This window comes from Promicromonospora sp. Marseille-Q5078 (assembly GCF_050315395.1).
GTDB lineage: Bacteria > Actinomycetota > Actinomycetes > Actinomycetales > Cellulomonadaceae > Isoptericola.
This window is the reverse complement of record NZ_JBNPQG010000001.1, coordinates 147,403-159,757: the sequence shown is the minus strand read 5'-3', so window position 1 is coordinate 159,757 and position 12,355 is coordinate 147,403. Positions and strand designations below refer to the sequence as shown.

Below are 12,355 nucleotides of genomic sequence, written 5' to 3'. Positions count from 1 at the left end.
CGGAATTCCGGGGCGGGCCAGGCGGTCGCCGGCGTGCGGCCGCTCAAGCCGCCCCGGCGTCGGTGCGGCGCGTCCAGAAACCGACGTGCGGCGCTGCGGCCTCGTCCTCGAGGAGCGGGCCCACGACCTCGATGTCGCGCTGGCCGTGCGCGACGACGTCCCGGCACGGCAGGGCGAAGGTCGGGTTCTCGGGGTCGTCGCCCGTCAGCGCGAGCAGCCGCGCTTCCGACAGCGCGTAGACGACACGACCGATGCCGCACCAGTAGATCGCCCCCGTGCACATGACGCACGGCTCCGCGCTCGTGTAGAGGGTGGCGCCGGCCAGCTCCCCGGGTGTCAGCAGGCCGGCCGCCGCCGCCGCCGCAGTGAGCTCGGCGTGCTGGGTCGGGTCGCCCTCCGGCGGCATCGAGTTGTTCCCCCGCCGGACGACGACCTGCCCGTCGGCCGTCGCGACCAGCGCTGCGAACGGGTGTCGGCCACGCTCCTTCGCGTCGGCGGAGTGGGCGATCGCCTGCCGCAGCAGGTCGAGGTCGGTGTCGGTCGGCCGTGCGGTCATCAGGCGCTCCTCGGTGCGGGGATCTCGGTAGTGGTCGGCACGTCCACGGGGGCGGCCGTGTCGGGGGGCAGGCCCTCCGCACCGCCGCGGTTGAGCAGGGCGTTCATCAGCACGGCGACGATCGCGCACAGGAAGATGCCGCTCTCGAGCACCATCCGCAGCGGGCCGTGGACGTCGGACAGCAGGTCGGGCATGGCCATCGGGAGGACGCCGACGCTGATCGCGATGGCGACGATGAGCGCGTTCGGCGTGTCCTGGTACCGCACCTGCGCGAGCTCCTGGATGCCCGCCGCGGTGGTCATGCCGAACATGACGATCGCCCCGCCACCCAGCACCGCCGGCGGGACGGCGGCGATCACCGCTCCGAGCTTCGGGAACAGGCCCAGGACGATCAGGGCCGCACCGGCGACGGCGACCACGTACCGGCTGCGGACCTTGGTCATCGCGATCAGCCCCGTGTTCTGGCTGAAGGCGTTGAGCGGGAACCCGTTGGCCAGGCTCGACACCATGGTCGACAGCCCCTCCGCGCGGAAGGCGTCGCCGAGGCGGCGAGGCGTGATCTCCGTGCCCGCCATGCGCCCGATCGCGAGCGTGTTCCCGGTCGTCTCGGCCATGATCACGACCATCGCGAGGGTCATCACGAGGATCGGGACGGGCTGGAAGGTCGGGGCACCGAACGCGAGGGGCGCGGAGACGCCGAACCACGCGGCGTCGCCGACGCCGGAGAAGTCGCTCATCCCCGCGGCCATCGCCACCACCGTGCCCACCAGCAGCCCGATCAGCACCGCGAGGGCGGACAGGAGGCCCTTGAACCGCACGTACGCCACGAGCGTGACGACGATCGTCAGCAGACCGACGAGCAGGTGGCGGGGAGCGCCGAAGTCCTCGGCGCCCTGGCCCCCGCCGAGCCATCCGGCCGCGGCGGGCATGAGCGAGATCCCCACGACCGTGATGAGGCACCCGATCACGACGCGCGGGAAGTACCGCAGCAACCGGGAGAAGACCGGCGCGAGGCAGATCGCCAGCGCGCCCGCGACCAGGCAGGAGCCGACGACGGCCGTCATGCCGTACTCCGTGCCGATGAGCAGCATCGGCGACAGGGCGATGAACGACGCGCCCTGGATGAGCGGCAGGCGCGCGCCGAAGCGCCAGATCCCGAGGGTCTGCACCAGGGTCGCGACACCGCCGAGCAGGAGGTTCGCGTTGATGAGAGTGACGGTCTGGGACGACGTCAGCCCGAGCGCGCCCGAGAGCACGAGCGGCACCGCGACGACGCCGGCATAGACGACCAGCACGTGCTGCAGGCCCAGGGCGATCATCGACCGGGCCGGGAGGATCTCGTCGACGGGATCCGTCGGGTGGTCGGGAGTCGTGTCGTTCGCGGGGGCGGTCGAGGGGTTCGACCTGCCGGGACGCCTCTGCATCGTCATGGGGCTCTCCTCTCCTCGTGACCCGGGCGTCGTTGCTCGGGCGGGATGGGCCTCGTTGCCGGTGACGGGGACACTAGGCCGGTTCGGTCGATGACCGAACTGAGTTTCTATCGACAGAGCCGATAGTTTGCCGGGATGAGGTTCTCGATCGACCAGGTGGAGGCGTTCGTCCTCGTCGCCCGGCACGGCTCTTTCTCCGCGGCCGCGCGCGCCATGCAGCGGTCTCAGTCGACGGTGAGCGTGGCCATCGCCCACCTCGAGATCGCGCTGGACACCCCGCTGTTCGACCGCTCCACGCGCCGGCCGTCGCTGACCGCGGCCGGAGAGGCGCTGCTCCTGGAAGCCCAGGCGCTCTACGACCGCAGCGTGTCGTTCGAGCGCCACGGCGACGCCCTGGCCGAGGGGGTTCCGACCAGCGTCACGCTGTCCGTGGCGGTACCGCACCGGCTGACGACGCCGGTGCTCACGGCGTTCGCCGAGCGCTTCCCGCACACCGACCTGCGCCTGCGCAACCCCGCGCAGGGCGACGCGGCCCGGGCCGTGCTCACGGGCGACGCCAGCGTCGGAGTCGCCTTCGCCGTCCCGAACTACGACGAGTCGCTCGGGTTCCACCAGCTCGGCAAGGTGATCATGGCGCACATCGCCCACCGGGAGCACCCGCTCGCGCGCCTCGCGCGCCCGTCGTTCGACGACCTGCGGGCGTACCGACGCATCGCGTACGACGCCCACGCCCGGGCCCTGCCGACCAGCGAGTACCTGCAATCGGTACAGACGTGGACGGCGGACTCGTACGAGGCGCTCATCTCCCTGGCGCGCTCCGGCGTCGGCTGGGCGACGATCCCCCGGCTGCTCGTGCATGACGAGCTCCGCGCGGGCGAGCTGGTCGAGCTGTCCCTGGAGGCGTACCCGCACACCGACTGGATCGTGTCGGTGGACCTGCTGTGGCAGCGACGCCGCCGGCTCGACGCGGCGGAGGCGTGGCTCGTCCAGGCTTTCCGCGGGCTGAAGATCAGCGAGACGTCGCCCTACGGGCAGACCACCACCCGCTGACGAGGTCCCGTCGGGCAGGGGCTCAGCGCTCCAGGCGTGACCGCACGTGCTGCACGACGCCGTCCGCGGCGGCCTCGATCTCGGCCAGGCAGGTCTCGAACCCGTCCTCGTCGCCGTACCAGGGGTCCTCGACGTCGAGCGGGTGCTCGTCGCCGCCGGGCTCGACGACCGGCGCGTCCGGGTCGAACGACCGGTACATGCGGATCTCGGCGAGCCCGGCCGGCGTCGGGCCCCCGGCGCCGTCCGCCAGCCGGCGCAGCCGGCGCGCGTGCTGGGCGGTCATCGGCAGCAGCAGGTCGTGGCCGGCCAGGTCGTCGACGGTGACCTGGCGGGCGCGGTGGCCGTCGCCCGTCGGGTAGCCGTGGGTCGCGAGCACGCGGCGGGCGCGGCGGTCCACGGGGTTGTCGTGCTCCTCGTCGCTGACGCCGGAGGAGGCGACCTCCACGCGGTCGCCGAGCCCGGCTGACTCGAGCCGGTCGCGCAGCACGATCTCGGCCATGGGGGAGCGGCAGATGTTGCCGGTGCAGACGGTCATCACGCGGTACTGGTCGGTCACCGGGCCATTCTCACCCGCAGGTCGAGCCTGTCGACACCGCTGGTCGAGCCTGTCGACACCGCTGGTCGAGCTTGTCGCCACCGCTGGTTGAGCCTGTCGCCATCGCTGGTCGAGCTTGTCGCCACCGCTGGTCGAGCTTGTCGAGACCGGTTTCGACAAGCTCAACCAGCGATGGCGGCGATGTCGTGCCTACCGTGTGCCATGGCGAGATGGGCGGCGGACGGGCTGGTCGCCGTGACCGGGGCGAGCGGGCGGCTCGGGTCGCGGCTGGCGTTCCGGCTCGCGGCGGAGGGCGCGCGACAGCGGCTGGTCGTGCGGGACCCGGCGCGGGCGCCGCGGCTGAGCGACGGCCGGGCGCTGCCGGAGTGCCAGGTCGCCGTCGCCGCCGGCTATCACGACACGGACGCGATGCGGGCGGCGTTCGAGGGCGTGCGCACGGTGTTCCTGGTGAGCGGCCGCGAGGCGCCCGACCGGGTCGCCGAGCACACCGCGATGATCGACGCCGCGGCGTCGGCCGGCGTCGAGCGGCTCGTCTACACGTCGTTCGTCGGCGCGGCCCCCGACGCGGAGTTCACGTTCGCCCGCGACCACTGGCACACCGAGCGGCACCTGGCCGACGTCGGCTCGCGGACCGGCCTGCGCTGGACCGTGCTGCGCGACAACCTCTACTTCCACGCGCTGAGCATGTTCGTCGGGCGCGACGGCGTCATCCGCGGCCCGGCCGGCGACGGCCGCGTCGCGGCGGTGTCGCACGACGACGTCGCGGACGTCGCGACCGCCGTGATCCTCGACGAGCGGCCCGCCCGCCACGACGGCGCGACCTACGAGGTCACCGGGCCGCAGGCCCTCACGCTCGACGAGGTGGCGGCCACGCTCGGTCGCGCCGCCGGCCGCGACATCACCTACCACCCGGAGACCGTGGAGGAGGCCTACGCCTCCCGCGCCGGGTACGGGGCCGCGGAGTTCGAGGTCGCCGGGTGGGTCACGTCGTACACGGCCGTCGCGGCGGGCGAGCTGGACCGCGTCTCCGACGACGTCGGGCGGCTCGTGGGCCGGCCCGCCCGCTCCCTGGCGCAGTGGCTGGACGACTACCCCGGCGAGTGGGCGCACCTGCGGAGGGCTTGAGCGCGCTCGTCGCCGCCCGAGATCTCGCCCGGAAAGTTCACCCTGAGGAAAACCCTTGGCCTCCCCCGTGGTGCGGGCGTAGCGTCGTCGGCACATGAGAAGGGAGGTGATCCGACCAGTGCAGACTCTTCGGACCCATGAGGTGGTCGCGCGCTAGTCGCGTGCGCCCTTGAGCGTTTCGCGCTGTCGGCCCGACGACCAGGTCGTCGCACCGTCGGCGCACGGGACGGGTAGCGAGTTTCTCGCGACCACCGGATCCCGCGGGTGCCGTGCCCTCGTCCAGCACGGCAGGAGGTTCGACCTCCAGCCCGCGGGCTTCTTGCTGTCCGGAGCCGTCAGACCAGCATCGCCGCGCGGCGCTCGCGCAGCAGGCGCCGCTCGGCCTGGGCGACGAGCTCGTCGGCGTCGGCCGCGCCGGCCACCGACCAGGCGGCCGCCGAGTGCAGGTCGGGCCACAGCGCGGGCCCGAACCCGTCCGACGGCTCCGCGAGCCGCGCGAGCAGGTGCTGCCGCAGCGCGTCGGCCGACGCGGCGGCCCGGAGGTCGTCCATCGCGGGCAGCGTGGCGAGGACCGCGAACCCGTCGCCGTCCACCCGCCCGGCCTCGCACCCGGCGGGGAGCGCGGCCCCGAGGCGCGTGGCGAGCTCCGCGAGCACCGCGTCCCCGACGTCCTGCCCGTGGTCGGCGTTGATCGTCGCGGTGCCCCGCACGTCGAGCAGCACGAGGACGACGCGGGTCGTCCCGCCGCGCACGAGGGAGCAGCGGTGCGCCAGGGAGTACCAGGTCGCGGAGCGGCCGGGCAGGCGGGTGAGCGGGTCGCGGGTGGACCGCTCGGCGAGCTCGGCGACGACGGCGCGCATGACGTCGGCGGTGCTCGCCGCGCCCCAGGAGGTCGGCCCGCTCACCAGGACGTCGTCGTACCGGCGGTGCGCCGTCCGGGTCATCGCGAGGGTCGCGACGTCCGCGACCGGCGTCGCGGGCGCCACGACGAGGGGCGACCAGTCCGCGAGCGCACCGGTGGGGCGCCGCTCCAGGACCGCGCGCCCGTACCCGAGGCGGCCGGTCAGCGCGGCCGCGAGGCCCGCGCGGGTGACGATGCCGGTGCGGTCGGGCGCGGCGTCGTCCTGCACCGCGACGCACCCGACCTCGGGCCGCCGGAAGACCACCTCGAGCTGCCCGACCGGCATCGTGGAGCCCACCACCAGGACGGGCTGCGCCAGCTCGGCGACGGAGCCGGCGCGCGTCGTCCCGCGCGGGGCGACGTGGCGGGCGAGGCGGGCGATCTCGTCGTGCACAGCGGAAGTATGGTCGCGACGCGGGCCCGCACCCCGCCGCGGCAGGAGATGTTCGCCGAGCGTTCGCGCGCCGTTCAGGCACGCCCCCGCGAAGCCGCGCAACGTGGGAGCGCGACCACCTAGCAGGCCGCTCACCCCCGCCCCTAGAGTGGCGCCGGCAGAGCAGGACGACGCACCGGGGGGCTGCGGCAGATGGGGTGGACGGGCAAGGCACGAGGACGACGGACGACGAGCGGCGTCGTGGCCGCGACGCTCGCCCTGGGCGGCCTCGTCGGCATGAGCGCGCAGACCGCGACGGCGCCGCCCGCCGCGGCGCAGGCCGAGGGGAACGTCAACCCGTTCACGTCCGCCGGCGGCTTCACCGTGTACGCGCAGCGCGACGCCTCCGTGGGCAACCAGGAGCTCGAGGGCTCGCTCGCGGCGGGGCGCAACCTCACCGTGACGGACACCGCGCAGTGGGCCGTGATCCACGTGGCCGCCGGCACCGCCGACTACACGATCCCGACGGTCGACGGCGACCCGACGCGCCTCCTCATCGGCCGGTACGACCCGGACGAGTCCCGGAACGTCGGCCAGGTCAACATCACCAGCGCCGGCGCCACCACGCCCGAGAACGTCGGCACGCTGAAGACGGTGGACCGCGACCTCGGGCCCTACCAAACCTCCGCGCGCGGCGAGGGCTGGGTGCGGGAGTCCGAGCAGGGCTCCAGCCCGCCCCTCATCGACGCGACGGCGCAGCAGTACCCCGCGGACGCCGAGCCGCCCACGGGGAGCAACACCTCGATCTTCACCGAGCGGACGGGCGACACCCAGGACGTGGTCGCCGACTACGTGCAGGCCGACCAGGACGCGACGACGGACGAGAGCGCCGAGTGCCTCGCGAGCCTCACCGACCCGACGAGCCAGGACGCCCACCAGGTCACGGTCGCCGAGGACGACGGGGACCGCAAGGTGCTCGCGCCGCTGGCCTCCGACCGGCCCAACGTGGTGCCGTACGAGCTGGTCGCGGGCGCCAGCCTGCTGCAGTTCTCCCCGGGGAGCGCCGTCCCCGGCCGGCAGAACCCCCTGATCATCCGCGTGCCGGAGGGCACGACCGACGTCCAGGGCCTGCGGATCGACCCGCAGGGCCAGTACTCGCCGTACATGCTCTGGGACCTGTCCGCCGTGACGGGCGACGTGACGGTGGGCCGGTCCGGCGAGCGCGTCGACGGGTCGATCCACGCGCCGTTCGCCGACGTCACGGTGAACGCCGCGCCGCTCGACGGCCAGGTGATCGGCCGCGACGTCACCCTGCTGGGCGGCGAGGTGCACTCGTTCCTCTTCGCGAGCACCGTCCCCTGCGGCGAGCCGCGGGGCACGTTCGAGATCTCCAAGGAGCTCGACGGGATCGCCGCGGGCGACCTGCCCGACGGCACCACGTTCCCGGTCGACTGGACCGCGACGTCGCCCGAGGGCGAGGTGCTCGGCACGGGGACGCTCGAGCTCCCCGCCGACGGCTCCCCGGTGCGCCCCACGTCCGTGGACGGCACGACGACGACGTTCCCGGTGGGCACGGTCGTCACGTTCGACGAGCAGCCGCCGGACGACGTGCCGGGATGGGAGTGGGGCGCCCCGGCGGTGTCCCCGAACCCGGTGACCATCACCGCCGACGGCGACGCCGTCGTGGACGCCACCGTGACGAACACCGCCGAGCGCACCGAGGGCACGTTCGAGGTGACCAAGACCGCCTCGGACGGCACGGAGGACTCCCCGCCGGTCCCCGCGGGCACGACCGTCACGGTGGGGTGGACCGCCGTCGACCCGGACGGGAACGAGAGCGACGGCACCATCGAGCTCGTCGCGGGCGAGGACGGCACCTTCGCCGCGGGCGGGCCCGTCGACGCCGCCGGCGACCCGGTGTCGTTCCCGGTCGGCACGGAGGTCACCCTCACCGAGACCGACCGCGGGGCGCCGCCGGAGGGCTTCGTCTGGGGCGCGGCCACGTGGAGCCCGGGGAACACCATCACGATCGACCGCTCCGACCAGGTGGTCGACGCCGGACTCGCCAACCTCCTCGTGCGCACCAGCGGCGGGACCGCGGAGACGGCGTTCAGCGTGGTCAAGGTGCTCGACCTCGACGGCCCGGCGGACCCCGAGCCGCAGTTCTCGCTCGAGTACACGTTCGACCCGCCGGGCGGGCCGCGCGAGTCCGGGACCGTCGACATCGCCGCCGGCGAGCCGGTCACGGTCGACACGCTCCTGGACGGCGCGCCCGTCCCGGACGGGTCCACGGTCTGGGTGCGCGAGCCCGCGCCGACCGACGACGACGGCATCGTCTGGGAGGACCCGGTGCTCACGGTGGACGGCGAGCCGCTCACCGACGCGGACGCCGACGGCTACTACCCCCTCGAGCTGGTCGACGGGGAGACGGTCGCGCTGGAGGTGACGAACGTCGGGCACGTGCCCACCGGGTCGTTCACCCTCGCCAAGGACCTCGACGGCCCCGCCGCGGAGGACGTGCCCGAGGGCCTCGAGTTCACGGTGGGATGGACCGCGACGTACGCCGACGGGACCACGACCAGCGGGTCCACCACCCTCGCGCCGGACGGCGAGCCCGTCGCCCCGACGGACGCCTCCGGCGACCCGGTCGACTTCCCGGCGGGCACCACGGTCACGTTCGACGAGGCGGACCTGCCCGACCTTCCCGGCTGGGACTGGGGCACCCCGACGATCACGCCGTCGGAGATCACCGTGGACGACGGCGGGACGGCGCAGGTCGGCGTCACCAACGAGGCGACCGTGGAGCACGGCACCTTCGAGGTGTCCAAGGACCTCGAGGGCGCCGACCCGGGCGACGTGAGCGCGCCGACGATCGAGGTCGACTGGTCGGCCACCCTGCCGGACGGCAGCACGACGGACGGCGTGATCCAGGCGCCGACCGACGGGACGGCCGTGGGCCCGGGCCGCGACTTCCCGGTCGGCACCACCGTGCACGTCACCGAGCAGGCGCCGTCCGACGACCTGCTCCCGGCGGGCTGGACGTGGGCGGTGCCCACCTGGTCACCGGGCAGCGGCCTGACCGTCGACGAGGGCACCGGGACGGCGGAATTCACCGTGACCAACTCGGTGGTGCCCACCACGACGGTGCGGGTGGAGAAGCTCGTCGACGGGTCCGGCGTGCCGGACGGCACCCGGTTCCCGGTCGAGTACCGCGTCGACGACGGACCGGTGCAGCAGGGCGACCTCGTGCTCGGCGAGCCGTTCGAGGCCGACGACGTCCCCCTGGGCACCACCATCTCGCTGCGCGAGGTCGACCCGCCCGCCGTGGACGGGGGCACGTGGGACTCGCCGCGCTGGACGATCGACGGGCAGGCCCTGGAGCCCGACGGCGACGGCTGGGTGGTGATCCACGCGGACGACGGGCGGCTCAACGCCCTCACGCTCACCAACACGGTGCAGCCGACCGCCCCGACGCCGCAGCAGCCGCAGCAGCCGGAGCTGCCGGAGACCGGGTTCGGCGGCGGGGCGCTCGCGCTGCTGGCGGCCGGGCTCGTGCTGCTCGGCCTCACCGTGCGCCGCCTGGCCCGCGTCGTGGCCTGACGACCGGCCGCGGAGGGCAGGTCGGGGACGGGCGCGCCGGGCGACCAATTCCGGTGCGCCCCGTCCGCGGGCTCCGCTAGCGTGCGCGGATGGACGACCCCACCCTCGCGACCTGGGAGCTCACCGAGGACCCGCAGGCCTTTCTCGACGCCGCCGCCGGGGTGCTCGCCGAGCAGCCCGTCCGGGCGACCATCGTGGCGAACACCGCCCGGCGGCTGGCGTCGCACGCCGATCAGGGCGTGCCCGCCCCCGACCACCCGAGCTGGTTCGCGGTCGCCCGCGACGCCGCCGGCGCGATCGCGGGCGTCGCGATGCGGACGGCTCCGGCCCCACCGCACCAGGCCCACCTCATGCCCATGGAGCCGGCCCTCGCGGAGTCCCTCGCCGACCTGCTGCTGGCGCGCGGCGAGGTCGTCGAGGCCGCTAACGGCGCCCAGGTACCGGCCCGGGCCTTCGTGGATCGCGTCCGGGAGCGCACGGGCGGCGCCGTCGTGGTGGCCCGGCCGTCGCGCCTGTTCGAGCTCGGCACCCTGACCCCGCCCCGCACGCCCCGGGGCGCCCCGCGCCTCGGCGCCGCCGACGAGGCGAGTCTCGCGCACCGGTGGTTCGGCCGGTTCCATACCGACGCAGAACGGCAGGCGGGGCGCGACGTGACCTCGACGGTCCCTCCGCTCCCGCTCGACCCCATCGAGCGGCGGGTCTCGGCGGGCCAGCTCTGGTGGTGGGAGGCCGACGGCGAGCCGGTCTCGCTGGTGGGGTACGTGGGACCGGCGCTCGGGGTGGCGCGCGTGGGGCCCGTGTTCACCCCGGCGGAGCATCGCGGCCGAGGCTTCGCCGGCGCCCTGGTGACCCACGTGTCCGCCCTGCTGCGCGACGCCGGCCACCGGGTCTGCCTCTTCACGGACCTGCAGAACCCCGTGTCGAACGCCCTGTACGCGCGGCTGGGCTACGAGCCGGTGGTGGACATGGCCGAGCTGCGGATCGTCCCGTGACCGGAACGCCCGACGTCGCCGCGCTGCGCCGCGGCGCGCACGAGCGTGCCGCCGGCCGCCCGCGCCGCCCGTTCGCCGGGGCGGTGGAGGACGCGGCGCACGCCGGCGTCGCGACGCGCCGGTACACGCCCGACCGGCGGCACCCGGGCGCCGCGGCGGTGTTCCTGCACGGCGGGTACGGGCTGTTCGGCGACGTCGAGCTGCAGGACGGCTGGTGCCGGCGGGCGGCCGAGGCGCTGGGCGTCGTCCTGCTGTCCGTGGACTACCGGCTCGCGCCGGAGGCGACGCTGGACGAGTCCGTCGCCGACGCCCTGGCCGGCGTCGAGCTCCTCGCGGGCGAGGGGTCGCACCGGCTGTACCTCGCCGGCGACTCGGCGGGCGGGGCCGTCGCAATCGCCGCGGCGGCGCGCACGGACCGCGACCTGGCGGGGCTGCTGCTCACCAACCCGAACCTCGACCTGTCGCTCGAGACCTACGACGACGCCCTCCCGGGCGGCCCGGGGCGCGAGCTGTCCGCGTTCGCGATGCGCGCGTGGACCGGCGTCGAACCCGCCGCCGCGCCGCGCCTGCACCGGTCCGCCGCCGGGCTGCCCCCGACGGTCGTCGCCGTCGGGGCGCTGGACTCGCTGCTGCCCGAGGCCCGCGCGCTCGCGGCGTCCTGCCGCCGCGACGGCGTGCCCTGCCGCCTCGTCGAGCTGCCCGGCGCCGAGCACGGGTTCGTCGCCACCGAGCGCGCGGGGGAGGTGCTCGCCGAGGCCGGCGCGTTCTTCGGCCTGGGCTGAGCGCCGGCGTCAGGCGTCAGTCAGGCCGCCTCCGCGACGCCCACCGCCACGGCGAGGTCCTGCCACGCCATGCCGGAGCCCTTGAAGACGTTCGGGCGGTCCGTCGCCCGTGCGCGGCCGCGCACGAGGTCGGCCAGGGGCACGAGGTCGTCGGGACGCAGCGCGCCCTCCTCGACGGCGAGGACGACGTCGCCGCACTCGCGCATCGCGGTCGCGCGGTCCTCCACCACGACGAGCGCGCGCGCCATGAGCCCGGCGTCGAGCTCGCGGCGGTCGGGCTCGTGCGAGCCGATCGCGACGACGCACGCCCCGTCGCGCACGAGCGCGCCGTCGAACAGGGGCTCGCCGGCCGACGTCGCGCACACCACGAGGTCGGCGGCGGCGACGTCCTCGCGCGTCCCGGCGCGGGCCGGGAGGCCGCGCGAGGAGAGCGACCCGACGGCGCCGGCCAGGCGCCCCGGGTCGCGGCCGACGAGCGCGACGTCGTCGAGGTTCCGCACCGCCGCCATCGCCACCGCGTGCCCGACCGCCTGCGGCCCGGTACCGAGGACGACCAGCCGGCGCGCGTCCGGCGCGGCGAGGTGGTCGGCGGCGACCGCGGAGGTCGCTGGGGTGCGCAGCTCCGTGAGCGCCGACCCGTCGATCAGCAGCCGCGGGGTCAGCGTGGCCGCGTCGAGGAGCAGGTACGTCGCCTGGATGCGCGGCAGGCCGCGCGCCGGGTTGTCCGGCGCCACGGACGCGATCTTGACCCCGGCCCAGTCGCCCAGCACCGACGGCATGAGCAGCAGGTGCCCGCCGGCGGCGGCCACCGACGACCGCGCGGGGTCGTCGGCCGGGTCGAAGCCGTCGCGCAACGCCCGCTCGACGAGGCGGCGCGCGGCGTCCGGCCCCACGCGGCGCCGCACCTCGTCGGCGGGGACGAACGGCAGGCTGCTCATGCGGACTCCTGGGCTCGGCGGCGGGACCGTGGCCAGAATGCCACGGGGGTCG

10 protein-coding genes are annotated in these 12,355 nt (G+C 75.2%); 5 read left to right on the top strand and 5 right to left on the bottom strand.

From position 1 onward, the window contains the following. Positions 1 to 43: 43 nt before the first annotated feature. Both ACQFYA_RS00705 and ACQFYA_RS00700 read right to left on the bottom strand, forming a co-directional pair. Positions 44 to 556, bottom strand: coding sequence for a nucleoside deaminase (locus ACQFYA_RS00705; RefSeq protein WP_499120555.1), 513 nt, complete (start codon positions 554 to 556; stop codon positions 44 to 46). Beyond that, on the bottom strand, positions 556 to 1,986 hold the full coding sequence (locus tag ACQFYA_RS00700; RefSeq protein WP_499120554.1) for a nucleobase:cation symporter-2 family protein: 1,431 nt from the start codon (positions 1,984 to 1,986) through the stop codon (positions 556 to 558). Before ACQFYA_RS00700 ends, ACQFYA_RS00705 begins: the two co-directional genes overlap by 1 nt. A 135-nt stretch (positions 1,987 to 2,121) precedes the next feature. Here ACQFYA_RS00700 and ACQFYA_RS00695 point away from each other — a divergent pair, with 135 nt between their 5' ends. Continuing rightward, positions 2,122 to 3,036: a LysR family transcriptional regulator gene (locus tag ACQFYA_RS00695; protein ID WP_499120552.1), complete on the top strand. Its 915-nt coding sequence runs from the start codon at positions 2,122 to 2,124 to the stop codon at positions 3,034 to 3,036. A 22-nt stretch (positions 3,037 to 3,058) separates the two neighbouring features. Here ACQFYA_RS00695 and ACQFYA_RS00690 read toward each other — a convergent pair whose 3' ends face one another. After that, on the bottom strand, positions 3,059 to 3,571 hold the full coding sequence (locus tag ACQFYA_RS00690) for a low molecular weight protein-tyrosine-phosphatase (RefSeq protein ID WP_499127393.1): 513 nt from the start codon (positions 3,569 to 3,571) through the stop codon (positions 3,059 to 3,061). 222 nt (positions 3,572 to 3,793) lie between these two features. Here ACQFYA_RS00690 and ACQFYA_RS00685 point away from each other — a divergent pair, with 222 nt between their 5' ends. Beyond that, positions 3,794 to 4,717: an SDR family oxidoreductase gene (locus ACQFYA_RS00685; protein ID WP_499120550.1), complete on the top strand. Its 924-nt coding sequence runs from the start codon at positions 3,794 to 3,796 to the stop codon at positions 4,715 to 4,717. Between the two features lie 335 nt (positions 4,718 to 5,052). Here the strand turns inward: ACQFYA_RS00685 and ACQFYA_RS00680 are convergent, their stop codons facing one another. Next, complete coding sequence (locus ACQFYA_RS00680) at positions 5,053 to 6,012, bottom strand: sensor domain-containing diguanylate cyclase (RefSeq protein WP_499120549.1); 960 nt, start codon at positions 6,010 to 6,012, stop codon at positions 5,053 to 5,055. 192 nt (positions 6,013 to 6,204) lie between these two features. Here ACQFYA_RS00680 and ACQFYA_RS00675 point away from each other — a divergent pair, with 192 nt between their 5' ends. From ACQFYA_RS00675 to ACQFYA_RS00665, 3 genes are all read left to right on the top strand, one after another. After that, positions 6,205 to 9,591 carry a DUF5979 domain-containing protein gene (locus ACQFYA_RS00675; RefSeq protein WP_499120547.1) on the top strand — a complete coding sequence of 1,129 codons (3,387 nt, stop codon included), beginning with the start codon at positions 6,205 to 6,207 and terminating at the stop codon, positions 9,589 to 9,591. 89 nt (positions 9,592 to 9,680) lie between these two features. Beyond that, on the top strand, positions 9,681 to 10,583 hold the full coding sequence (locus tag ACQFYA_RS00670) for a GNAT family N-acetyltransferase (protein ID WP_499120545.1): 903 nt from the start codon (positions 9,681 to 9,683) through the stop codon (positions 10,581 to 10,583). Beyond that, positions 10,580 to 11,365, top strand: a complete 786-nt coding sequence (locus ACQFYA_RS00665; protein WP_499120544.1) for an alpha/beta hydrolase — start codon at positions 10,580 to 10,582, stop codon at positions 11,363 to 11,365. Before ACQFYA_RS00670 ends, ACQFYA_RS00665 begins: the two co-directional genes overlap by 4 nt. A 20-nt stretch (positions 11,366 to 11,385) precedes the next feature. Here the strand turns inward: ACQFYA_RS00665 and ACQFYA_RS00660 are convergent, their stop codons facing one another. Then, entirely contained in the window at positions 11,386 to 12,303 is a 918-nt protein-coding gene (locus ACQFYA_RS00660; RefSeq protein WP_499120542.1) for an ornithine cyclodeaminase family protein, read from the bottom strand. Between the last annotated feature and the right edge of the window lie 52 nt (positions 12,304 to 12,355).